Origin of the sequence: Cohnella sp. GbtcB17 (genome assembly GCF_019091135.1) — a bacterium.
GTDB lineage: Bacteria > Bacillota > Bacilli > Paenibacillales > Paenibacillaceae > Cohnella.
The window spans coordinates 43,352-68,299 of record NZ_JAGXJW010000044.1; the positions used below are offsets into that span (position 1 = coordinate 43,352).

Annotated in this window: 15 protein-coding genes and 1 pseudogene; 4 read left to right on the forward strand and 12 right to left on the reverse strand. The window is 61.2% G+C overall.

Annotated elements, in window-relative coordinates; translation table 11 throughout:
• Positions 1 to 17 precede the first annotated feature (17 nt).
• The 6 genes from KVT38_RS22620 to KVT38_RS22645 form a co-directional block, all read right to left on the reverse strand.
• A complete protein-coding gene (locus KVT38_RS22620; protein WP_217596012.1) occupies positions 18 to 1,550 on the reverse strand; it encodes a M81 family metallopeptidase in 1,533 nt (510 codons plus the stop codon).
• Positions 1,547 to 1,942 (reverse strand): RidA family protein, encoded by a 396-nt coding sequence (locus tag KVT38_RS22625; RefSeq protein WP_217596013.1) that lies wholly within the window; start codon positions 1,940 to 1,942, stop codon positions 1,547 to 1,549. Before KVT38_RS22625 ends, KVT38_RS22620 begins: the two co-directional genes overlap by 4 nt.
• Before the next feature lie 36 nt (positions 1,943 to 1,978).
• A complete protein-coding gene (locus KVT38_RS22630) occupies positions 1,979 to 2,770 on the reverse strand; it encodes an IclR family transcriptional regulator (RefSeq protein WP_217596014.1) in 792 nt (263 codons plus the stop codon).
• Positions 2,771 to 2,788: 18 nt separating this feature from the next.
• Complete coding sequence (locus KVT38_RS22635) at positions 2,789 to 4,102, reverse strand: aspartate aminotransferase family protein (RefSeq protein WP_217596015.1); 1,314 nt, start codon at positions 4,100 to 4,102, stop codon at positions 2,789 to 2,791.
• A gap of 210 nt (positions 4,103 to 4,312) precedes the next feature.
• Complete coding sequence (locus KVT38_RS22640) at positions 4,313 to 6,484, reverse strand: right-handed parallel beta-helix repeat-containing protein (RefSeq protein ID WP_217596016.1); 2,172 nt, start codon at positions 6,482 to 6,484, stop codon at positions 4,313 to 4,315.
• Positions 6,485 to 6,644: 160 nt separating this feature from the next.
• Positions 6,645 to 9,836 (reverse strand): fibronectin type III domain-containing protein, encoded by a 3,192-nt coding sequence (locus tag KVT38_RS22645; RefSeq protein ID WP_217596017.1) that lies wholly within the window; start codon positions 9,834 to 9,836, stop codon positions 6,645 to 6,647.
• A 313-nt stretch (positions 9,837 to 10,149) separates the two neighbouring features.
• Here KVT38_RS22645 and KVT38_RS22650 point away from each other — a divergent pair, with 313 nt between their 5' ends.
• The 4 genes from KVT38_RS22650 (at position 10,150) to KVT38_RS22665 (ending at position 16,467) form a co-directional block, all read left to right on the forward strand.
• Complete coding sequence (locus KVT38_RS22650; RefSeq protein WP_217596018.1) at positions 10,150 to 12,492, forward strand: helix-turn-helix domain-containing protein; 2,343 nt, start codon at positions 10,150 to 10,152, stop codon at positions 12,490 to 12,492.
• Positions 12,493 to 12,874: 382 nt separating this feature from the next.
• Positions 12,875 to 13,867: an ABC transporter permease gene (locus tag KVT38_RS22655; RefSeq protein WP_217596019.1), complete on the forward strand. Its 993-nt coding sequence runs from the start codon at positions 12,875 to 12,877 to the stop codon at positions 13,865 to 13,867.
• 18 nt (positions 13,868 to 13,885) lie between these two features.
• The gene (locus tag KVT38_RS22660; RefSeq protein ID WP_217596020.1) at positions 13,886 to 14,764 is read left to right on the forward strand and encodes a carbohydrate ABC transporter permease; all 879 of its coding nucleotides are present in this window, start codon (positions 13,886 to 13,888) and stop codon (positions 14,762 to 14,764) included.
• 131 nt (positions 14,765 to 14,895) lie between these two features.
• A complete protein-coding gene (locus KVT38_RS22665; RefSeq protein WP_217596021.1) occupies positions 14,896 to 16,467 on the forward strand; it encodes an ABC transporter substrate-binding protein in 1,572 nt (523 codons plus the stop codon).
• A gap of 423 nt (positions 16,468 to 16,890) precedes the next feature.
• Here KVT38_RS22665 and KVT38_RS22670 read toward each other — a convergent pair whose 3' ends face one another.
• From KVT38_RS22670 to KVT38_RS22695, 6 genes and pseudogenes are all read right to left on the reverse strand, one after another.
• Positions 16,891 to 17,574, reverse strand: coding sequence for a DNA-binding response regulator (locus KVT38_RS22670; RefSeq protein WP_217596022.1), 684 nt, complete (start codon positions 17,572 to 17,574; stop codon positions 16,891 to 16,893).
• A gap of 995 nt (positions 17,575 to 18,569) precedes the next feature.
• A complete protein-coding gene (locus KVT38_RS22675) occupies positions 18,570 to 20,921 on the reverse strand; it encodes a helix-turn-helix domain-containing protein (protein ID WP_217596023.1) in 2,352 nt (783 codons plus the stop codon).
• A 270-nt stretch (positions 20,922 to 21,191) separates the two neighbouring features.
• On the reverse strand, positions 21,192 to 23,504 hold the full coding sequence (locus KVT38_RS22680; protein WP_217596024.1) for a hypothetical protein: 2,313 nt from the start codon (positions 23,502 to 23,504) through the stop codon (positions 21,192 to 21,194).
• A gap of 147 nt (positions 23,505 to 23,651) precedes the next feature.
• Positions 23,652 to 24,014: a fluoride efflux transporter FluC gene (locus tag KVT38_RS22685; RefSeq protein WP_217596025.1), complete on the reverse strand. Its 363-nt coding sequence runs from the start codon at positions 24,012 to 24,014 to the stop codon at positions 23,652 to 23,654.
• The gene (crcB, locus tag KVT38_RS22690) at positions 24,011 to 24,418 is read right to left on the reverse strand and encodes a fluoride efflux transporter CrcB (RefSeq protein ID WP_483298184.1); all 408 of its coding nucleotides are present in this window, start codon (positions 24,416 to 24,418) and stop codon (positions 24,011 to 24,013) included. The genes KVT38_RS22685 and crcB overlap by 4 nt, the downstream gene beginning before the upstream one ends.
• A gap of 156 nt (positions 24,419 to 24,574) precedes the next feature.
• Positions 24,575 to 24,948, reverse strand: a pseudogene (locus KVT38_RS22695) (5-methyltetrahydropteroyltriglutamate--homocysteine S-methyltransferase); the annotation flags it as partial.

Sequence of the window (24,948 nt, forward strand, 5' to 3'; positions counted from 1 at the left end):
CGATAAGTGCTCCTTTCTCAGCGATCAAGTTTAAAAGCCGAAGTAAAAACGGACAGGCGCAAACGCGGTTCTCCTTCATCCAGCGGATAGATCGGGCGCGTGACGGACGCGTAACGGAAATGAGCGAGATTCGCGCTGCAGCAGCCCGGGGAATCCACGTGAACGACGCCTTTGGCAAAGGGACCGAAGGCGGTCTGCCAGGCGATCGCCGACTTCGCCAGAATGATATCGTAGTCCGCCGGCCACAGCCCCAGCGAACGTACGTGTCCGAGATCCCAAGGCGGCACCCGCCTCTCGGTCAGAACCAGCGTCAGGTTGCCGCATTGTACGACGGCCGTAAGGCCCATGAACGCCAACTGCCCCGTCATGTAGGGGCCGACATGGCGGTACTCGCCATCCGATACGAGACGGACCCTGCCCTCCAATTCCACCGGCAGCCCGTGAAGCTCGTCGTGCCGACCGCCTACCGGCCCCCGGAACGTGCCGCCGATGCCGGCGAGCATAGCGGCTTTAACGGCCGCTTCGTCGCAGATGACGGCCAGCGCCCGCTTCGGAAGATTCGTGAGGCATGCCAGCGTATGCGTGGCGTCCGCCGGAGCGCCGCCCCCCACGTTGTCCGAGCCTTCGACGAGGACGATCGGCCCTTCTGGAGCGGCGAGCGCTGCGGCGATCGCATCCCGGGGCGACAAGGCCGATATGCCGAACCGTTCCTTAAAGCCTATCGCCATCAGGCAGAGCTCCTTCGCAAGCCGGGAGGCGAGCGCTTCGTCCCCGTCCGTCGTCACGATGAAGCTCATGCCCGCATCGGCGACGTCGCTGTAGGGAAATCCGCCGGCGACGGTCACGTTCAGCACGCCCGCGGTCCGCTCCATCGCGAATGCCCGCTCCATGAGCTCCTTCATCGCCCCCTGCTCCGTCATCATCCCTTGCGGAACGACGAGCATGTTCGTATGGGCGAGCGCTCTTGCCGGGCGAATCCGCCCAGCCGCGCATCCGACGAGCAGCTCGAACGCCTCCTCCGCGCGCTCGAACATATCGACGTGCGGGTATGTATCATAGCCGACGATGACGTCTGCCAGCTCCGCCATATCGGCGCTGACGTTGCCGTGAAGGTCGATCGTCGCGACAATCGGAAAGCCCGGGCCGAGCTTCGCGCGAAGCCGGCGCAGCAGCTCGCCCTCCAGATCCGGATAGGAAGCCGCCACCATGGCTCCGTGCACGATGAGCAGCAGACCGGCCGATTCGGAAGAGACGGATGCGACGACCTCTGCCATCAGCTCCTCCGCCGCCGCGTCCGCCAACGTTCCGCTTGGCGTCGCGGCCGCATAAACGCCCGGCTTCAGCTCGACGCCAAGCTTCTTCGCCGCGGCGATCGCGCCTCCCATCGAGGTTCGGGTTCCCTCGTAGCGAGCGACAAAAGCTTCCGCACCCCGGATCCTCTCGGCGGAGAAGGCATCGATCTCCGTCGCGAACGGGGCGAACGTGTTCGTCTCATGCAAGAGACCCGCCACGGCGAACGACCGCGCGCTTCGTCCGGACTCGGCAATCATCGGGCTTCTCCCCGGACGGAAGTCGCGCTGGCGATCACGTCGATCTCGACCAGGTAGTCGCCGATGCCGGCATGAACCGTCGTCCTCGCCGGATAAGGCGCCTTCATAATCTCGGCATACGCTTTGTTGTAGCCCGGGGAATCTTCGCCCCTCGACAGAATCGCATTGACTTTAACGACATGGTCCAGCGTCAGGCCGGCTTCGTTCAGAATCAGTTCGATGTTGCGAAACGCCCGAATCGTCTGGCTCTCGATCGTATCCCCATCCTTGGCGAGCGTCGCCGGATCGACGCCGACCTGCCCCGAGACGTAGACATGGTCGCCGGATCTGACCGCGTGAGAGAACGGCAACGGAAATTGCGGCGCTCGGCCGGCTTGGATGCATTCGGACATATGGATTCCTTCTTTCTTCTATTGTATTGAATTCGTCTATTCGATCTGTCTATAGCCCATTTTGCGCGAGACGGCGTTCGCAGCCAGTACGACCTGCGCCGCGATGTCGTCCAGTTTGTCTGCCCCGAAGCGATGCATCGCCCCGGAAAGGCTGATCGCGCCTTCCACCTTGCCGTGCAGGTTAAATACCGGAGCGGCGACACAGCGAGCGCCTTCGACGATCTCCTGGTCGTCCAACGCATAGCCCCTGGCGCGAACCGCTTCCAGCTCGGCGCGCAGCCGGTCCCACTCGCCGATCGTGTTCGCGGTCAGCCGCTTGAGCCCGCAGCGCTCCGCAAGCTCGCGCGCCTCTTCCTCCGGCAGCTGCGAGGCGATCGCCTTGCCGATGCCCGTCGCGTGAAACGGCGAACGCGAACCTACCGTGTCGGTCATTCGCAGCGGGTGCTGGCTCTCGAGAATTTCGATGTACAGGACCTCCCCGTCCACCAGCACGCCCAGGTTCACCGTGTCTCCGTACCGCTCCGACAGCTTCTTCATCTCCGCGAGCGCCGCCGTCCTCAGGCTGCTTCGCTCCAGCATGCTGCGGGTCAGCATCAGCTGCTTGTAGCCGAGGCAGTACTTGCCGTCCTCGTCGTCCCGGTCGATGAATCCCCGGTTCTGCAGCGTCAGAATAATCCGGTACGTCGACGATTTGGGCTGATCCAGCAGCTCGGTCAGCTCGATCAAGCTAAGCGACCCCCGCTCCGCCAACAGTTCGATCAGCGTCAGCGCCTTGTCGATCGTCTGGATCGTGTATCTATCCGGCTTGTCGGCCAGGTCCTTGTCCATCTCGTTCTCTCCGTTTCGTTATCGCAAGCCGCCCAATACGCGATCGGCCGCATCAAGCGTCGCTTCGATCTCGGCGTCCCCGTGGGCCGCGGACACATACCACAGGCCGTTCGGGCGCACGAGCACGCCCGCGTCCAGCATCCGCTCCGCGAACAGCGCGTATTTGGCGGAGTCGCGGAGGTTAAACGACGCAAAGTCCTCGACGACGGGCTGCTCCGTGAACATGAAGTGGAATACGGGTCCGATCTCGTTGACGACGCCTCGAATGCCGTGCTTGCCCAGAAGCGTCCGAAGGCCGGCTGTGAGCTTGCTTGCGTTTTTCTCCATCTTAACATAAGCGGCTCCGTCGTCCTTAGCCAGCTCGCCGATCGTCGCCAGTGCGGCCGCCGTCGCGACGCAATTGCCGTTCAGCGTGCCGAGATGGCTCACCGTCCCGTTCTCGATCAGCGCCATCAGCTCAGCTCTTCCGGCTACCCCGCTCACCGCGAAGCCCCCGCCCATCGCCTTGCCGATCGTGACGAGATCGGGCTTGATGCCGAAGCGGCCGTGCGCGCCGCCGAGCCCGAGGCGGAAGCCGGTAATGACCTCGTCCAAAATCAGGACGATGCCGCGATCTGCCGTCGCCTTACGCATGAATTCCAGATAGCCCGGACGCGGCACAATGCAGCCCGAGTTGCACATGACCGGCTCGGAAATGACCGCGGCGATCTCTCCTTCATGCTCGGCCAGCGCGGCCTCGAGCGCGGCTTGGTCGTTCCATGGGAGCAGAATGACGTCGTGCAGGCTAAGCTCGCTCTGTCCGGCAGTGCCCGGAGGCACGGCGCCTGTCGTCGCCGCGGACGCAGACGCGCTTGGCATGTCGGCGCTCGGGAACGACGTATAGATCGAATCCGACCAGCCGTGGTAATGGCCGTGGAACCGGATAATCTTCGACCTTCCCGTATACGCGCGGGCCAGACGCAGCGCCAGCATGACAGCCTCGGTGCCCGAACCGCTCAGCACCGCCTTGTCGGCGCACGGCAGCACTTCGGTCAGCAGCTTGGCGAGCTCGATCTCGCCTTGATGCTGGAGACCGAACGTAATGCCGCGCTGCATCGCCGCATACACCTTCTCATTCACCGGCCCGTAGGCGTGTCCCAGAATGAGCGGACCGTAGCCGAGCAAATAATCGATGTACGCGTTGCCGTCGACGTCGCGAACGACCGCCCCTTCGGCGGATTCCGCGAACAACGGCACCGGCTTCATCGCCGCCCGCAGCGAGCTGGCCACGCCGCCGGCCAAATAGCGCTTGGATTGATCGTAGCGGGTTCTCGATAATTCGTAGATGCTCATCTCTTTTTGTCCACTCCTCTTTTACTTGGTTTCACTTATTAAAACCATTGTTTCATTTTTAATATAGCATCGAAAATCCGGATTGTATATGCTCGTGCGCGAAAAGATCGTAGACGATCGTTTCGGCCGGGCCGGAAACGTCAGAAAAGGCGTGAACGCCGGGAACGCAAAAACCGCCGGAGCAGGTCCGGCGGCGGCGTTTGAGCGTGCCTATGGCGATTCATATGAATTTTCTTGCCGCCGATGCCTTGGCCCGATCAGCGACCAGTCGATGTCCTCCCAGCCGAGCCGATAGGCCGGCGAATCCGGCTGCAGCTTGTAGCCGCCTTCCTCGCCTGCGGCGAACAGCGGATCTGCAACGAGCGAGTTCGCTTCGAAGCGGCCCCCGGACACGGAGAGCCAGGACTCCCAATCGTAGTCGAAGCCCCATGCCGGATTTTCGGCCAGCGAGACGGCGGGCGAAGGCAGCTCGCCCGACACGATCCGCGGCGCGCCACCGTTCCAGTACAAATTGCGGTCCGCGCGCGCAAGACGCTCCGGGCTCCAGTTGACGAAGCAGAACATCCGTCCGGAATTCGATACGAGGTTGCGTTCGATCACGAGATCCCGGTTCGCCTCACCGACCATTTCCTGCGTACCGATCGCGTTCACGGCGTCCGTATTGTCGACGATCAGGTTGTTCGCGATCACGCTGCCGATGCCCTTGGCGAATATCGCCATCCACAGCTTGCCCGTATTCGCGCCGTATAGATGATCGAGCACGTTGTGCGTCACCGTGAAGCCGTCCGAGGCGTCGTCGAGATAAATGCCGAAGCCGAACGAAAAACGGATGCCGCTGTGGTGCAGCCGGTTGCCGTGAATCCGGTTGCCGAGGCCGACGCCCCACGATTCGATCAGGCCGCCGTCCTGGCTGTCGGTCATGACGTCCGAAATGTCGTTGTATCGGATCACGTTGTCCCGCGCGAATAGAAAGTCGTAGTGATTGTCCCACGTAACGGGAATGCCCCACAGCGACGGCGGCATCGCCCCTTGGCGGACGCCCTTCATCGAGATGCCGTACCGGGGCATGTGGGCGATCCGGTTGTGCGCGATGTCGCAGCCCCCGCATTGGTACAGTTGAATGCCCGCCCCATGGCCGACGAGCTCGCCGCCGTGCACAATCTCGTTGTCCGCGATCAGATGCCTCTTATTCAGGTTCGCGGCGGCGGGATCTTGAAAATCGCCTTCTCCCGGCGCGTAGCCGACCGCGTAAATGCCGTGATGGCCCACGTGCTCGATCGCGTTGCGCGTGAGCTCAACGTGCAAGGCGCGGCGATCAAGGAGCACGCCCGACGAACCGGCCAAGCGGAGCCGGCAGCCTTCGACCTTAACGTCTTCGGCGTCGCGCACGTAGATGAGCCCGTTGCGCTGCACGTCCGGCTCGGTGTTGGCGGCCTCTTCGTCCGAGACGATCCGGTAATCGTCGTAAAAATCCGTATGCACCAGCTCCAGACCGCGCAGGACGATGCCTGAGACGGGACGTCCCTCGCCGTCGCCGGCGATCTCGACGATGCGATGCAGGGCAGGCGCGATCACGCGCTGCGCGAGCGGCTTCCCCAAGACGGGGCGATAGTAGAGCATGCCGGCGGTATCGTCGAAATGAAACTGGCCCGGCTCTCGCAAAAATGCGAGTGAGCCCTGCAAGAAATAGCGCGAACCGCCCCCGATGCCCCAGGTGGACGGGCGAGCGAAGACGATGCGCCCCGTCTCGGCACTCGCCTCGCGGACGGGAATCGTCTCGGAAAACCAATTCCACTCGCCTTCCCCGGGCCATACGAACGCCTGCATGCCCGCGCAGTTCCGCGCGGCCGCCTCGAATGCATCCGCATGGTCCGCGGGCAGCTCGCCGACGCGGATGCCGTCCCGCTCGCCGCCCGGCTCGGCATGCCCCGTCTCGTAGTAGCCGACGGCCGGCAGCCGCGCCTTGGCGATACGCGCGCCGTCCGCGTACAGCGTACGCGGCCGCACGCCCGCGGGCACCGCCGCCCGCCAGATGCCGTCCCGCCAAGGCTCCCAGCCCGCGATCTCGACGCCGCCGCTTAGGACCGGCAGTTCGCCGCCGCCGCTCGCGTCGCCGCAGTATTCGACGGCGCAGCGTCCGCCGCCCGTATCCGCGCTGCCGAGGCGCAGCGGCTCAGGCAGTGCATACGTCCCCGGACGGATGCGGACGACGATCCGGCCTTCGTACCCGCCGGCCGCGAGCTTGCGGGCAGCCGCCTGCGCGGCGTGTACCGTCGGGTACGGACGAGCCGTGCTGCCGTCCGCCGCTACGGACGTGCCGTTGACACCGTCCACATCGATCTCCGCGGCGTCCCCGCCGATGTCTTCGCTTACCCCTGCCATACGAGCGCCCTCGTTTTCGGCGTCACTCTTTTTCCGATTCGCCATCCCGTTCGACTCCTCCCGGTCCATGCCCTTATGTCCCTTCGCCGCCTAAGGCAGCGCGGCTCGCGGCCCGTAACGCTCCGCTTGCCGGCTGCCTCGTCGAGTCAGGCCGATTCGATTATTGAAGCGGCGCGAGATGCGCGCCGTCGATGACGACGAACGCGCTCGCGCCCGGCGTCTTCCAGCCGACCGCGACATGATCGCCGCCGCCTTCTTCCTTGTGCAGCACTTCGACGTAGTAGCGCTGGCCCGCCGTCAGCGTGATGGAGCCGGACTGCTGCGTCGACGCGTTGCGGTCCCATTCTTCTTCGTTGGTCCAGTCGACGACTTCGCCGAGCTTGACCTTGTTGCCTGCAGTGCTGTCCTTGCTCAGGTACAGCTGGCTGTTGTTGTCGCCCGCGATGGCGAACTGGTACGTGCCGGTGACGGTCGGCACGATGTAGCCGCGAATCCGGTCGCCGTAATTGTCGCCCCAGTTCGTAGGGCCCTTGAAGCTGGTCAGGACGGCCGTGCCCGTCGGCGTCGTCGACACCGGGATGCTGGCGACGGTCGGGCCCGTGATGCCGGTCCAGTACTCGCGCACGATCGTGCCGGTCGGCGTCGTGCCGCCGGAGGCGCTCGTCGTGACCGACAGCGCGCCGCTCGCGGCCGACTGGTTGCCCGCAGCGTCCTTCGCTTTTACCGTAAAGCTATACGTGGTGCTGGCCGCAAGGCCCGTCACCGTGTATGTCGTCGCACCTGTCGTAGAGCCGGCAAGCGCGCTGCCGTTATAGACGTCGTAGCCCGTCACGCCGACGTTGTCCGTTGAAGCCGTCCACGACAGATTGACGGAATTCGCGGTTTTGGACGGCGACGTGAGGCCCGACGGCGCGGTAGGCGCCTGCGTATCTCCGCTCCCGCCGCTGCTGGCCATGTTGACGTCGCATGTTTTGTAATAGCCGGGCGCCGGGTCGACGCCGAAGCCGTTGTTCGAGCACAAGACGGTGTTCGTGTAGGTGCCGTAAACATAGCTGCCGTTCGCCCCGTAGCGCACCTCCTTCGTACCTGTAAAGTTGCAGGGATTGTTTTCGCCCGCGCAGTTCACCCAGTTCGCGAGCGGATTCGTCGTGACCGTGATCGCGTTGCTCGCCGCCGAAATATTGTTCGAGGCGTCCTTGGCCTTGACGGTCAGCGTGTATGCCGTGCTCGGGCTGAGACCCGTCAGCGTGATCGACACCGCGCCGGCCGAGGAGCCGATCTGGGTCGAACCGTTGTAAATGTTATAACCCGTGACGCCCATGTTGTCCGTGGACGCGTTCCAGCTTAGCGTGATGGTCGTGTCTGTCTTGGCCGTCGAAGTCAAGCCGGTCGGCGCGGTAGGGGCCTGCGTATCGCCCGCGTCCGTCGTGACGGACAGCGTGTTGCTGGCCGCGGATACGTTGCCCGCCGCGTCCCTCGCCTTGACCGTAAACATATAGGTCGTGCTCGGCGTAAGTCCCGTCACGTTATACGTCGTCGCGCCGGTCGTGGAGCCGAGCAGCGTGCCGTTCCGGTAGACGTCGTAGCCGACGACGCCGACATTGTCCGTAGATGCATTCCAGGACAGATTGACCGTCACGTTCGATTTGAAGGGTGCCGTCAAGCTCGAAGGCGCGCTCGGCGCCGTCGTGTCGGGCGGACCGGAATAAACGTTGATCGTCTGCTCCTTGATGTTGGCGCGTCCCGTATTGTCCCAGACGACCAGCGAGACGCGGTAGTTGCCCGCCTTCTGGTAGGTGTACGTCGGGTTGACCGTCGTGACCGGCACGCCTTCGCCGAAGTCCCACAGGTTCTCGGCGATCGAGCCGTTGTCGGACGAGGTATTGGTGAACGTTACGGGCTGGCCGAGCTGCACGCTCGTGGGCGCCGTAAAGTTCGCGGTCGGCTTGGCGTCGCCTGCGAAGCCGCGGCTCGTCAGCTGCGTGTTGGTGCCGTTGCCGGTGACCGTGTTGTTCGCCCACTCGAGATCCGCCGCGGACGACGGATACTGATCGATGGACGGGCCCCCGTTGTTCGTGATGACATTGTTCACGAAGCTGATGCGGTCGGTGCCCGCGGCGGTTGTAATCTCGATCGCCTTGCGGCCGTTGTTCGTGATCGTATTGCTGTCGAAGGTAATGTTTTTCGAGTTGCCGTGGATGCGGACTGCGTTGCCGTCGTAGCCGGGATAGGCGGCAGCGGGGTTGCCGATCGGACCGTCCTTAATCGTGTTTTTATAGAAGTATTGGAACTGCTCCGTCTCGCCCGTTCCCTCGCCCTGCAGCTGCATGCCCCACATGACGATGTTTTGGATCGTGTTGTAGTTCCACAGCTGGTAGCCGGTGCCCGGCGACTGCTGCATGCCGACCTGCTGGCCGCCGTCGACGAGATTGTCGGACGTCACGGAATGGTTGGACATGATCTCGAGCCCGATGCCTTTGACCGTATTGTCGGTCGTATGCACCGTGTTGCGCCGAATCGCGTTGTACTCCGAGCGCACGACGGACAGCCAGTGGTCGACCTGGTTGTCTTCGACGATCGAGTGGTTGACGTTCGTATGGAGCTCGATGCCGAGACCTTCGTTAAAAATGCCCGAGCCGGCGATGACGTTGTTGCGGATAATGGCGCCGTCGACGCCGTCGTTGACGAAAATGCCGCCGCGCCCGGTGTTCGCGATCGTGTTGCCTTCGATGACCGGTGCGTTCGAGCCCCAGCCGACCCGCATCGCGGCGCCCCACATCGAGCCGGTGCCCATGTTGACGAAATCGTTGTTTTTGATCGTCACGTTCGGCGAAGCCGACATCAGAATGCCGAAAGGCGCGAAGCCGCTCGTCTTGGCGAGGTTTTTGATCCGGTTGTCGTGAATGTTGTGGCCGCTGCCCGGCTCGCTCCAGATGCCCGCGTCCAGCGTCGTGCTGTTGTTCGCGTCGAGCGTCAGCGCGCCGATCTCGACGTTGCTCGTGCTGTTCAGCGACACCATGGCGCCCGTGCCGGTGCCGTTGTACTTAAGAATCGTCGTATTGCGGCCTTGGCCGAGCAGCTTGATCCCGGTCTTGCCTTGAAGACTGCCCGATAAATAGTAGGTGCCCGACGGCACGTAGACGGTGTCCCCGCTGGACGCGGCGTTGATCGCGTTTTGAATGGCCGTCAAGTCGTCTGCGCTGTCGCTTCCGTTTGCACCGTAAGCGGTTACATTAACTGTCGCGGCAAAAGCGGCAGGCGCCGGAACGACCGGCGCCAGGATCGTCAATGCGCAGAACACGCCGGCGGCTTTCCGATTGAATAGGGCCGACAAACCGTTCCTTTTGGACATCTTCACGAATCCCTCTTTTCATCATTAGGTTGGTATGGCTCCGCTTCGCTCCGTGATGCTGGCCCGCGCTGCGGGCATTCTATTCGACGGCGCCGCACTCACCTCCTCCGTGAATCCATCGTCGCACGGAATCGTCCGCCGTTAAACTGTACAAAGTTGGAAAAGCAAGCCCAGACGGCTATGAAATGCGTGAATAACTCTTTTCCGCAGGAAGGAGCGGCGCTCGCATTTCCTTTAAGTAACCGGTTGCAATTTAAAGCGATTCCATTTAAAAATAGAGAAGTCAACACGGCGGCGGGGGGAACAGCGAACGATGAAGGGATTCGGGTTCGGCTTTTACAAGTCCAGGCGTTATTTTCAGCGTGTCCTGTTCTCGATCATGATCGCCATGGCGCTCATCCTGACCGGGCTGTCCGCCGTCAACTCCTACGTGCTCGAGCGATCCGTCCGAAGCGTGCAGGAGGATTCCAACCTGAAGGTATTGACGCAGATTCAGTACAATTTGTCCTATATGAACGAGATTATCGTCCGATTGTCCACCTTCGCTTACGACGACAACTTCCTGATTCCCCTCATGTATTCGGAGCCGCTCCCGCAGATGGATTATATCCGCGGGTACAACGAGATGGAGAAGCTGATGGAAAGCTCCTCCTTCCTGCACTCGATGGCCGTCTACAACGCGGGAAGCGGCGAATTGTACGGCTCGTCGAGTGAATTTCTCGTGGACGGCGGCGAGACGAAGCGAAAAATGCTGGACTGGCTGCTCCGCTCGCCCGTGCCGTTGCCGACGTCCAGGCTCATCCCCGTCAGCCTGAGCGGCGGAGACAAGGGTGCAGGCGAAGGCGGAGGCGTCGACGCGTTCGCCTTTATCGTGACGGACGCGCTGCGCGCCTATGACGGCAAAGAGTCCGCGTTGATCCTGTACGTCAAGCCGGACTGGGTGTTCGACAGTCTGCGCAGAATGAACGGTGCCGGCAGCGGCCAAGGCGCGATCTTCATCCGAACGCCGGACGGCCGTCTGCTGTCGGACGGTCATTCGGGCGACGTGTACGCGCCCAAGCCGGAAGCCGTCACTGCTCTGGTCGCGGGCGCCGATCCTAAGCAGGAAGCGCAATCCGGCTTTGTCGTCGGCAACGCGGGAGACGGCAAGAGCATCGTCACGTTCATGCGGGGAATCGGCGACTGGACGATTTTGTACATACAACCCTATGCGCCGCTCATGAAGGAAGTCGGGGAAAATCGCGAAAAGGCGCTGCTCGTCACGGGCGCGTTTCTGTTGATTGCGGCGGCCGTCTCGATTTGGCTGTCCTTCAAGCTGTACGGTCCGATCGACGCGATGCTGCGCCGCATTCGGCCGCATCTGAGCGACGCGGCGACGGGCGGCGGCGAGAACGAGCTCGACCTGATGGGCGACAACGTGCTGCGGCTGTCGGAAAAGCTGCGGGAGATCAGCGCGGAGCAGATCGTGGAGAAGCATTACTTGCGAACGTTTCTGTCGGACGGCGGCAGCATCCTCGAGGCGGACATGGCGCAGCTGATCGAACGCCACGGTTTGCAGCTCGATCCCAAAGGTCCCTATTGCGTCTGTGTTCTGCGCATCGACCGCTACGTCGACTACGCGCGCGCGACGGCGCCCGCGGCCAGGAAGCTTCACGGCTTCGCCATCCTCAACATCGCGCAGGAGCAGCTGTCCGCCGCCTACCGCTGCGAGTCCGTCGACATGCCGGACGGGCAATCGGTGCTCGTCCTGTCGGGTCCCGGCGTCGATGCGGACATGGACAAGGCGCTTCCGATCGTTCGGGAGATCCAGGATACGATCGAGCGCTATTACGGACTGTCGCTCACCTGCGGCATCGGCGATCCCGTCCCTAGGCTGAGCCAGCTGTCCGCCGCTTACCGCCAGTCCTACCAGCTCTGCTTGTATATGTTCGCGCGCGGCTATCGATCGATCGTCCGGCCCACGGACGTGCGTGCCAACCTGTCAGGCGGACGCCGGACGCTGCCGGCCGACATCGAGCGGCGACTGACCGAAGCGCTGAAAAAGGGCCAGATGACAAACGCCGGCGGCGAGCTCGAAAAAGCGTTTGCCTTGCTTGCCGAATTCCAGTACGACGACATGCTCCGCGCCGTATCCGATCTCGCTTGGGCCGTCAAAAACACGGCGGCCGACATGATCAACAACCGGCTCGCCGCGCTGCCCCTCGATCCCGAGCAGATCCCGCGGATCACCGAGGGCGACCGTTCGCTCGAGGACATCTACATGTCCTTCCTGTCCGCATGCGCGCAAATTTGCGAAGCGCAGCGCACGCCCGGCACAGAGCGCTACGAATGGCTCGTCGGCACGATCAAGGCACTCATCGAGCAGAAATTCCAGGATCCGAACCTCAGCCAGCAATCGATCGCTTCCACCGTCAAGCTGACGTCCGCCTACGTAGGCAAGCTGTTCAAGGATCACTGCGGCACGACGGTCACCGAGTACATCAACGAGGTGCGGCTCGCTCACGCGCGCAGGCTGCTGCTCCAGACCGACGATACGATCGCCGAGATCATGGACCAGTGCGGCTATTCGAACCAGAGCTACTTTTTCCGCCTGTTCAAGGGCAAGTTCGGCAGCACGCCCAAGGAGTATCGCATCAAGCGGTCGCTGAGCTCGTGAGTGACAGCGGTCGCACCAAGACAAGCCGAGTCTTGTCATAACGATGTGCGGTCGTATTATTTGGCGGATCGGCGATCAGACTGGCTGGATAGCGATGTGCGGCACTGTTATTCGGTGGACTGGCGATCGGATCGGCCGGATAGCGAAGTATCGCATTCTTACTTGCCTGAACGAAGCCGGCCCGGCTTCGTTCTTTTTGCGTTCTTTCCCGTTATCTCCGTTCCCCCGCGCGCCCGCGCCTCATTTTGGCTCCCTTTTCTCAAAAAACATATGAATTCGCATTTAATACACGCCCGCCGGACAGTTATTCGAACATCGAATCGTATCTCCTATGCGTGGCCCGTGGCATGATGGGTTCATATCCAAGCTGGAGGTGATCCCCATGGCCAAGACTCAACCCGTCAAGCTAAGCGCCGCGGATTCCCTCGTTCCGGGCGATTCGCAGGCAAAGCGAACCGGCTGGATCCGCAACGAGATCCGGCTGCTGCGCAAAAACCGGGAACTGCTCATCCTCGCGCTGCCCGGCATTCTGTTCAAGCTCGTCATCGCCTACCTGCCGATGATCGGCCTCATACTGGCGTTCAAAAACTTCAGATATGACCGCGGCATCTTCGGAAGCGAGTGGGTAGGATTCCGCAACTTCGAGTTTTTATTCAAGGCGGAGGACGCGTACCGGATCATTCGAAATACGCTGCTGTACAATTTCGCCTACATCATTACGGGAACGATCGCGGCGCTGCTGCTGGCGCTGCTGCTGAACGAGCTGTCCGGACGGTTGATGAAAATCTACCAGACCGTGTTGTTCCTCCCGTTCTTCCTCTCGATGGTGCTCGTCGGCTACATCGGCAACGCGTTTCTTGACTTTGAGAACGGCTTCGCGAACAAGGTGCTCGCCTTCCTCGGACTGCCCGAGCACAACTGGTATTTGGAGACGGCGCCCTGGATCTACATCCTGCCGCTAATCGCACTCTGGAAAGGCGTCGGCTTCTTGACGCTCGTCTACTACGCCGGGATGACAGGCATCAGCACGGAGTATTACGAAGCCGCCAAGCTCGACGGCGCGACCCGCATTCAGATGATGACGCGGATCACGCTCCCGCTGCTCAAGCCGCTCGTCATCATTCTGTTCATCCTCGGACTCGGCAACATTTTCCGCGGCGACTTCGGACTCCACTACTTCATCCCTAACAACGTCGGACCGAACTTCCCGACGACCGACATCATCGACACGTACGTGTACCGCGCGCTCACGAAGCTCGGCGACATCAACTCCGCAGCAGCCGTCGGATTCCTGCAGTCGTTCGTCGGCCTCGTCACCGTCGTGTCCGCCAACTATATCGTCCGCCGCATCGACCGCGACAACGCGCTTTTCTAATCCGGAGGCGAATCCGCTATGACCGTCAAATCGAACAATTGGTTTATCAACGCGTTTTTTATCGTCGTCTGCCTGCTGATCGTCGCGCCGTTCATCCTTGTCGTCTCCATCTCGCTCTCCTCGGAAGACAGCCTGTTCGAGTACGGCTACCAGTTCGTCCCTCGGGTATGGAGCGGTGAAGCTTACCGGATCGTCTTCGAAAAACCGGATACGATTCTGCGCGGCTACGGCGTCACGATCATGATCACGATCATCGGCACGTTCTTGTCGCTACTGCTCACGGCGCTCATGGCGTACCCGATCTCGCGGCGCGATTTCAGGTACAATCGGCCGCTTACGTTTTACGTATTTTTCACAATGCTGTTCAACGGCGGCCTGATTCCGTTCTACATCTTAATGACGCAGTACCTGCACTTGAAAAACTCGCTCGCCGCGCTCATCATCCCCGCGCTCATGAGCCCGTTCAACATTATGATCATGAAAGGCTTCCTGGACAAGATCTCGCCGGAGATCGTCGAATCGGCCAAGATCGACGGGGCGCGCGAATTCCGGATCTTTTTCCGGATCATCCTCCCGCTCTCGACGCCGGCGCTTGCGACGCTCGGCTTGTTCATCGCCTTCGGCTATTGGAACGAATGGTACAACGCGCTGCTGTTCATCGACAACGACAAATATATTCCGCTCCAGCTGCTCCTCGTCCGCATCCTGTCGCAGGCCGAATTTCTCGCGAATTCGCCGATGGCCCAGGTGTCCGACAAGCTCCAATTTGCGCAGTTCCCGACGCTGTCCGTCCGGATGGCGATGGCGATCGTCGCCAGCGGACCGATGCTGCTCGTCTTCCCCTTTTTCCAGAAGTACTTCGTCAAGGGCATCACGGTCGGCTCGCTCAAGGGCTGAAGTCGGCACGATCGCATATAGGGCTGCCGCCGCATTCTAGGGAGGTGATCGGCATTCGGCGCGGCAGCAGGTCAGGCACGGACATACGGCGTATTAAATAATAACGGTCCATCCAATGGAGGGTTCAACAGATGAGAAAAGGAAAACGGATTCCGCAATATATGCTGCTGCTCTCGATGGCCGCGCTGGCGGCTTGCAGCGATAACAACGGCTCGAATTCGGCCAGCCCGAGCGCGGCGGCAACCGACGGCGCCTCGGCGACGGCAAGCGCCTCCGGCAGCGCGTCCGCAAGTGCCGAGGCGACGCAGGCGGAGCTGCCCGAGGCCAAGCTCACGTTCATTTATCCCGTAGCCGCCAACCCTGGCCCCGACCAGAAGCTGGTCAACGACGAGATCAACAAGTATTTGAAGGATAAAATCAACGCGACCGTCGATCTGAAGCCGTTGACCTTCGACGAGTACGAGCCAAAGCTGAACGCGATGCTCGCCGCCGGCGAAGCGTTCGATATCGCCTGGAGCTCCAAGGGCTGGCTCGGCAACTATCAGCCGTATATCGACAAAGGCGCCTACCTCGAGCTGCCGGACGACATGATCGCCAAGTATGCGCCTGAAGCGCGCGCCAACATTCCCGACAAGTTCTGGCCGGACATGAAGGCCGCCGACGGCAAGGTGTACGGCTTCCCGATCTACCAGATAGCGGCCAAGCAAAAGAGCCTGATTATCCAGAAGCGCTTCGTCGATAAATACAACCTTGACGTGAGTACAATCCACTCGTACAAGGACATCGAACCGTTTCTGAAGACGCTCAAGGACAACGAAAAGGGCATCGTCCCGCTCGGCCTCGCGCAAAACTCCAACGGCCTGTTCGTCGATCCGAACGCCGTGGCGCCGGACGGCGTAGCCGTCGGCTACAAAAAGGACGATTCGACTTACGCCATGATCGGCAAGATCGATTCGCTCGAAGCCAAAAAGGAATTCTACCAAACGATACATGGCTGGTACCAGGCCGGCTACATTAACAAGGACGCGCCCGTGCTGCAGAACATCAATGACCTGAAGGGCAAAGGCAATGTCGCCGTATCGCTCGAATTCACGTCCAAGCCGGGCGGCGAGATCGGCGAAAAAGCGATCAACGGCGGCAACGACGTCGTCTATGTCCCGATCTCGGACAGCTACTTCACCGGCATCGCGAGCGCCATGCACGTTATCAACAAAAACTCCAAAAATCCCGAGCGCGCGCTCATGCTGATCAACCTGCTCAATACCGACAAGTACCTGTACAACCTGATCTGCAACGGGATCGAAGGCAAGCACTACACGAAGACGGACGACAAATTCATCGCGCCGATCGAAGGCTCCGGCTACGCGCCCAACGGCGACTGGGTGTTCGGCAACCAGTTTAACGCATACCTCAAGCCCGGCATGGACCCTGACACCTGGGAGAAGACGATCCAGCTGAACGACAGCGCCGTCGTGCCTGTCAGCAACGGCTTCTCGATCAACGAAGAGAAGATCAAGGCCGAAGGCGCCAACCTGAACGCCGTAGGCAACGAATATTCGACCGCCCTCGAGACCGGCGCCGTCGATCCGGCCAAGATGCTGCCCGAGTTCGAGAACAAACTCAAAGCCTCCGGCCTCGAAAAGTACGAAACCGAAGTCGCCGCGCAGTGGGACGCGTTCTTGAAGGGGAAGGGTCTCAGATAACGGCAAGATGCCGGCAGCAACGGCAATAGAAATCGAAAGATCACATGCAAAACGATTCGCGGGAGCGGCCGTCCGGAGGACGGTCGCTTCGCGTTCTGCCGCATTTAGCTCCTTGTGGCCGACGCTCCGCCCGTTGCCTTCTGATGAGAAGGCGTTCGTCTTTCTCTCGGCCTTGCCAGCCCCATTGCCTTCTGATAAGAAGGCGTTCGTCTTTCTCTCGGCCTTGCCAGCCCCATCGCCTTCTGATGAGAAGGCGATCAGTGTTCTCTTAGCCATGTGTCCTCCATCGCCTTTTAATAGGAAGGCAATCGGTCATTACGCGGACTTGCTACTATCATCGCATTCTATTTGGTAGGCGATCAGCATCTTCGCGGCCATGAATCATCCGTCGCCTGCTAATGAGAAGGCGAAGAAGCCAGAGTATCAGTTAATCTTTTGCGTTTTTGGCAACACCAAATAACTCATTGTTTTCCCTTGTGGGGAACGGTTTGACTTTAAGTAACCTTTGGATTCCAGGGACTGCAGGCTGCCGCTTGCTTGTAGAAACCCGATCTTCAGCGCAGCCATTACTTCAACTGGCTTTATTTCACTGATGTGCCTTCCGATCCAATGCAGGATAGCTCTCTCATACAATGTGAGCTGACTCACTCCCGATCCCCCTCCATATCCCCACACAGATAGTGCCGCTAACAGCGTCTGTTGACAGCGCTTCGGCTTTTCCAACAAATCGTCTCTTGAGAAACGAAGCATGTGCCAACCGTCCATGAGCAAGTGATTTTGTCTCTCCAGGTTATCGCCGAATCTAAAACGGCTTACGTCGCGAAGATGCGTACCATACGCGTCGGCTTCCAGAATCAGACCCCGATGCAACCCGAAAGGCATGTAGGCGAAGTCGACGAATCGTTGACCGTCCTTAAAGTCCGACACTTCCCACTCCGGATGAAGATGATCGAAGCTCCCAAGCGCCGGCCACCAATGTTTCTCGAGCAATAATCGCTCATTGTACGTGTCCATTTCCATCAAACGCCTTTTTCTTTCCCCCTGGCTATGGCGTATCACGCGAGACATCCATTCATCGTAGGCTTTTTGAAATAACACGTCCGACATTTAAACTACCCCCTAAGAAAAATAAAAAAGGCCGCTCCTCCGAACTGATTCGGATAGAACGGCCTGTGCTTCAGGCAGCGGTTATATACTGTTATCATATTTAAAATTGTAAAGTTTTGCAAGGCTATTTTTCGACGGCTTTACGGTTGAGTGCAAGAGAGCAAATTTCAGGCATCAATTCATAGGCATCGCCTCTCATACGGTAGGCGGTCCGACTTCTCGCAACCTCACTGCACCCCATCGCCTTTCGTATAGCAGGCGTTCCGACTTCTCGCAACCACACAGCACCCATCGCCTCTCGTATAGCAGGCGATCCGCCTTCTCGCAGCCTCACAGCACCCATCGCCTCCCGTACGGTAGGCGTTCCGACTTCTCGCAACCACACAGCACCCATCGCCTCTCGTATAGCAGGCGATCCGCCTTCTCGCAGCCTCACAGCACACATCGCCTCTCGTACGGCAGGCGATTCGCCTTCACGCGGTCTCACTGCACCTATCGCCTCTCGTACAGCAGGCGATCCGCCTTCTCGCGGTCTCACAGTACCCATCGCCTCTTCGTTAGCAGGCGATCCGCCTTCTCGCAGCCTAACAGCACCCATCGCCTCTCGTACGGCAGGCGATTCGCCTTCTCGCTGCCTCACTGCACCTATCGCCTCTCGTATAGCAGGCGATTCGTCTTCTCGCGGCCTCATAGTAGCTATCGCCTCCCGTACGGTAGGCGTTCCGACTTCTCGCAACCACACAGCACCCATCGCCTCTCGTACAGCAGGCGATCCGCCTTCTCGCAGCCTAACAGCACACATCGCCTCTCGTACGGCAGGCGATCCGCCTTCTCGCGGTCTCACAGCACCCATCGCCTCTCGTACGGCAGGCGATTCGCCTTCTCGCTGCCTCACTGCACCTATCGCATCTCCGTTAGCAGGCGATCCGCCTTCTCGCTGCCTCAAGCAACCGCTTCCCGGATCCTTTCGGATCCTCCCGCTCCCGCTCCCGCCCCTACTCCAGCACCTTCTTCAACCGATACTCCTTCGGCGTCACGCCGAACGTCTTCTTGAACAGCTTGAAGAAGGTGCTCTCGTTCACGTAGCCGACCATCTCCATCACTTCCTTGATGCTGAAGCCCTTCGTCTCCAGGTACGCCTGGGCATGCCGCAAACGCACTTCGTTCATGTACTCTCCGACCGACACGAACTCGCTCGTCTTGAAGATGCGCCCCACATAGGCCGGCGTCAGGTGCAGCATCGCCGCGATGCCTTGCAGGCTCAGGTTGCTGTCCTTGTAGTTGGTCTCGATCATTTCCTTGATCGCGTCGGTCAGCGCGGCATTTTTGTCCGCGTCCGTGCGGGACAGCTTGTCGTGGATCTCGCGGACGGCGGCACCGATCAGGGCGCGCACATCCTCCATCGTCTCCTTCTCGAGCGCCTCGCGGCTGAGCGAGCTCAGCTCGATGGGCAGCGAGACGAGCCGATTGCGGTTCAGATCCCGAACGGCGGATTTGAGCAGGTCGACGAGATGCAGAATGCCGTGGACAATATGGTCGAAATGGCAGGCCATGAGCCCCTGAAAAATCACGTCCGCCGCCGCCAAGCTATCCTCGGGACGATTGGCGCGGATGCTCTCGACGAGCTTCTTTTCCGCGTCGGCCGGGAAGTCGTACTCCGTCCGCCGATTCCGCTCGCCGACCGATTCGGGCGTCAGGACGGCGCGATGGCCGAACAGCAGCTTGTACTGGGACAGCCGGATCGCCTCCCCGTAGCGCTCGGTGATGCCGATATGGCTGTCGCAGCTGCCGCTCACCGTCAGCGACAGGGAGAGCTTGTAGTAACTGCCGACCACCTCCTGAATTCGGCGAAGCAGACCCGCCAGCGTCTCCGTGTCCGCGCCGTCGCCGGCCGGGCTGACGAGCATCGCCACGTGATCGCTGCGCATGTCCGCGATCTCGCACCGGTACGGGCCCGGCCGCATGATCTCCGCCGCGATATTGCCGATCGCGAACGTATACAACGCGCGCTGGCCGGGCGTCGTTGTCCGCTCGAATTCGGCGAAGCCGTCCACCTTGGCGACCACTACCCGGTACGGCCCGGCCGGATCGATATCCAGGCCGTTCAAGGCGATGTTGTCCTCGAACTCCTCGCGCGACAGCGACGGGCTGTTGGCGACAAGAGTGCGGAGATGAGAGTTGCGAACGATTCGCTTCTGCTTGTCCTGCTCGCCGGCCGCGCATTGCAGCTTCTCCAGCATCGAGCTGTACACGGTCGCCACGGCCGCGAACTCGTCGTCCTTCCTCGCGCCCGGCGCACTTCCTTGGGCCTCGCCCAGTCTGATCCCGATCTGGCTGAACATCCGTTCGATCGGCCGGTACAGCTTGTGGGCGATCATAAAGGACAGCAGAACGCCGAGAAACAGGACGACCGCGATAACGGCGAAGGAAGTCGCGCGCATCTCGCGGATGCTGCCGATGACCACGTCGTAGGGCTGCACGCTGACGATTTTCCAATCCGTATCCTTCATGCTCATATAGGTGACGAGCTGCTTTTCCGTTCCGCCCAGCTTGCCGGTAAAGGAGCCGAAGGACGCCCCGTCCACGTTCGTACGCAGCGCCAACGCTTCGGCAATCCGCTTCGTATCCGCCGCCGCCGCGCCTCCGCCCGACATGATCACAGCGCCAGACGCATCCAGCATATAAAGGCCGGAGCGGGACGGATCGTCGAAGACGTTGACCGTTTGCAAATTGTCGTACAGCCACTGCGGCTTGATATTGACCGCGAGCGCACTCTCCCGCCCGCTGCGGACAGCGCCGAAGTTTTGATACAGCACGATGGAAAAAAAGTCGACGTTCCCCGCGACGCCGCTCAAATTCATGGGCAGCAGCTTCATCCGGGGCAGCTTCTCCTCGCGCTTCAGCATCGCGACGAGACCGTCCGCCATCGCGGCGTCCGGCTTGTTCAGGCTGAGCTGGCCGACCGGGTACACCTGATCGTCATACCCGTTGTAGACGACGATCGAATGGAGGAACGACGAAGACAAATACGCCTGCTTCAGCGAGTTCATCGAGCGGATGACGGTCATCTCGTCGTAGCTCGGCAGCGTGAAGAGCGGCGATATATTCGGATCCATGAACAGCGAGACCGCGAGATTGCCCAGCACTTCCGTCATGTACGAGACGTTGTACTGAATCTGGTTCATCACCTTGCGGGACGAATCCTGCTGCATGCGGACGGAGCTGCGCTCGGCATTGTATTGAATCGCCAGCGAGGCGAACACCAGCACGGCGATCATCAGCACGCTGACGGACAGCAGCAGGCGCGTCAGGTATTTTTTGGACTTGTAGGCTTGCAGCATCTTCATGGCGCTTTTCCTCCCACCGGGTGAAGTACGGGTCAGCGCCACCAGCATCTCATACGCAAGACGGCCGATCTACTGTACAATGTTCGAATTGCTGCTCCAGCGCGGAATGGCGGCCATTAAACGATGATGACGGGTAAAAAAAGCAAAACGCCCCGGTCGCCGCAAAGCGAACGGGGCTGCCGGGATGCCGACTGCGAGCTGAAGCGATAGAGCCAGCATGTGCGATAAGGTAGGCGCCAACCCCGCCGATGAGCGAGACAGAGCCTCGCGCTAATCGTTCAGCGGCACGATCCGTGTCTCGCCCGGCGCGAGACGGATCCGGGGCCAGAACGCGCTTGCGCAGAAGCGAAGCGGGAGCGCCGCCTCGCCGGACGTCTCCGCCAGCAGCTTCACCGAAGCCGGCCATGGCGTCGGATTGGTCACCCGCAGTACAGCCCCACCGTCCGACGCAGTTTCAAGCCCGCACGTCACGTGGTCGGGCGCCCATATGAGCCCCGTATCGCGCTGGACATAGATGCCTGGGACTTCGGCGTACGTCAGCATGTTCGACGTCTCGCACCAGCAAGAGAGCGGCAGTGCCTCGCCCACGAGGTCCGCGCCTTCCCAATCGCTCATATTCACGCGTTCGCTCATGAACCCGGGCGGCATGTCCTTGCCGTCCCATCCCTTTATCGGACGGTCCTCGCGGGACAGATACTGGTTCATATTGCGCACCGTCTCCGTCAGCTGATCCATATACCGCCTGCGGCCCGTCGCGCGGAACAGCTTGAGCAGCGCGTCTCCCGACAGCGTGCAAATGCCGGGCGCGCTGTGCTTGTTCTGCGCGTTCGCGATGACCGAGCCGGCGGTGCGCATGCCGAGCTTGCCGAAGGTCGATTCCGCCGGAAACACAAAATCGTACGAAACGCACCAGGACAAGCATTGATCCGCCGCTTCCTCCGCCCTGCCGATCCACAGCCGGTCGCCCGTCGTCTCATACAGCACGATGTAAGACTCGAGCAGCGCAAACGCGGACTCGCTGTCCGGGCATTGCAAAATTTCGCCCGGTCCGCCAGTCGTGATGCCGGCCATCGTAAACCGTCGATAGTAATCCTCGCCCGCCGCCCGCGCGACCGACAGGTAACGCGCTTCGCCCAGCAGCCGGCCGCACAGCGCCAATCCGCCGACGGCCAGCGCGCCGCCCGCCGAGCCGCCGACGAGGAGCTCGCCGGTATCGTGGTTCACCCATTGGCCGAATTGCCCGTAGATTTCCCACAAACGGACGAACGCGTCGGCCAGCCTTCTCAGCCCGCGCAGCCAGACGTCGCCCGCCGCGCGGCCGAACTCGACCGCCTCCAGCGCCAGCGCATGCTTGGCAACGAAGTACAGCGCGTCCGCGCTTTTGCGCACGATATGCCATCGCTCGGGCGCTTCCCGGTGCGGATCGTCTCCGAATTCGTCGCCGTACCACCGCCCCCGATAGAAGACGCCCGGAAAAAAGCCGGCCGCCGTCTGTCCGCCGAATATAAAATCGAGCGTCCGCAGCGCCCGCTCCCGCGATGTCTCGCTCCCTTCCAGCAGCAGCGCATAGCTGGACATGCCGCCGCCCACCCAGCCGAGCTGCCAGTCCTGGTGCTTTTCGTCCACCGTGCCGACCGCGTAGTAGCCATGCGTTTCGTTCCAGTTCATCGCGTTGAACTTGGTCTCCTGGATCGCCCAGGCCGCGGAGAACGGCAGCGTCGCGACCGGCTCCGCCCGGCCGGTCAGCGAATCTCGCACGGACGCAAATGCGGCGAACAGTCGCCTGACGCTTCCACACGCGAACAAATAGACATGGAATCGCAACGTCAGGCGGTCTCCGTTGGCGTAATCGGTCCCTTTGTCCGAAGAAGGCGCCTCCGTCGTGCACATCTCGTACTTGTTCGCTTCGCGAACGCCGGGCGCGCGAAACGAGATCGCCGCCGCGCTTCGGTCCAGCGACTCCTCGATATGGATGGACGTCTCGCCGAATGCCGTGCGCTGATCCGCGAGCAGAATGCAGCCCCTCCCGCATTCGGGGTCGTAATAAGCGACGGCCGGCGTCGCCGCATCTCCGGTCAGCAGATGGAGCGACGAAGGTCCGTCGCCAGACGCAAGCCGCGGGATGTCCGTTATGAAGGCTGGTGCATCGGGCCCGCGCTCGTCGATGCGCGTCCAGCAAGGCGCGTAGGCGAGCTTGCGGGCTTCGAAGCGATTGCCGCCGTAGACGGCGCCGGGAACGAGCACGTATGCGGCCCGGGACCAGGCGCCGATCTCGAATCGCACCTCGACAGCCGTATGCCGCGACGTGCCGCAATGCAGCCAGTCCGTCTCGAGCGCGAATCCGCCGTACGGGCCCGCCAAGGCGGTGCCATACGTCCGGATGAGCCATTCGCCGCCCGCGCCGCTGTCGAGCGTCGTACCGGCGATCTCGTTGGCCGGTCCCCGCCAGTCGGCCCGGCTGATGCCTGTGCGTACTGCATCCACGAATTGGCTGGATTCAAATATTATGCGAATGCCCGCGCTCTCGAGCGCCGCCGCCGCTTGCCGAAGCTGGTTGTTGTCCCGCGCCGTTTGCAGTTCCATGTACGATCCGCTCCTCTGTCGATCAATCAGAACGGCAACATTAAAGCACGGAACGGGCCAAAGCTGAACTATGAATATTGCACATAGCTGTCCATTCCCGCGATTCAGGCGAAAAGCCGGCTTTGCAGCGTCTGCAAGGCAATCCTTTTACAAGCGGCTGCCAAGCGAGTAGCCTGCCCAAGCGAGCAGGACGCCGAATACATAGCTGCCAGCCACATACACCGTCAGCGTACGCCAGGCTCGGCTGCGCCATAGCTGCACGTTTTCCGCGTTAAAGGTGGAAAACGTCGTGTACGCGCCCATGAAGCCGGTCCCGACCAGCAGCGATACTTCGCTTCCGCCGGCGGCCGCGACGATGCCGAGCAGAAACGAGCCAGACAGATTGATGAGTATCGTAGAGACAGGCAGCCTCGCCCGGAGTTTCTTTTTTCCCCATACGCCGATGCCGTATCTTGCGCAAGCGCCGAAAAATCCGCCAAGCGCCACCAGCCCTTCGTGCCCGAACGTCATGATCCCGCCACCTCGCCTCTCCCTGTCGCTGGCCGCTTCTCGCCCAGCCTGAAGCCGGCCCATGCGAACGCCAGCCCGCCGATCAGGCTCGCGCCGACATATAGCGCCGCCGCGCCGGCTTGTCCGTCGCGAAGCAGCGTCAGCGTCTCCACGCTGAACGTCGAGAAGGTCGTATACGCGCCGATCAAGCCCGTGCCGATTCCGAGCCGCAGCCATTCCGGCAAGCCCGGACGCCTCGCTGCCCAAGCTGTGAACCAGCCGAGCGCGAGGCAGCCCGTCAGATTGATCGCGAGCGTCGCGAGCGGAAACGTAAAAGGCCACCAGGAATGCGTCCACAATCCCGCTTCGTAACGAAGCAAGGCGCCGACGCTGCCGGCCAGGCCGACCGCCCATCCGTATTTCATGCCCAACCTCCGTCCTCGATCGAATAAAATCATCTTAGTCATCCCGGTGGCGTCCCGTCAATGCTCGGCTTAATTGGGCGGTGCAAAAAGAGAGAGCGCCATCGGCGCTCCCTCGCATTTCTTCCTATTTATATTGGTTCGTGTATGCTGCGAAACTTAAACCGGCTTGACCGCATACCGTTCGCGGGCCGCCTCGGTCGCCTCCACCATATGGCGCAGCGACTCGACCGTCTCCGTACGTCCGCGCGTCTTGAGGCCGCAGTCCGGGTTGATCCAGAACAGGCCCGGGTCGAGCACGCGCAGCGCGCGGTCGATCATCTGGGTCATCTCGTCCGCCGACGGCACGCGGGGGCTGTGAATGTCGTAGACGCCGAGCCCGATGCCTTTGTCGTACGTGTGATCTTCGAAAATGCCGATCAACTCGCCGTGGCTGCGCGACGTCTCAATGGAGATGACGTCTGCGTCAAGCGCGCTGATCGATTCGATGATATCGTGGAACTCGCTGTAGCACATATGCGTGTGAATCTGCG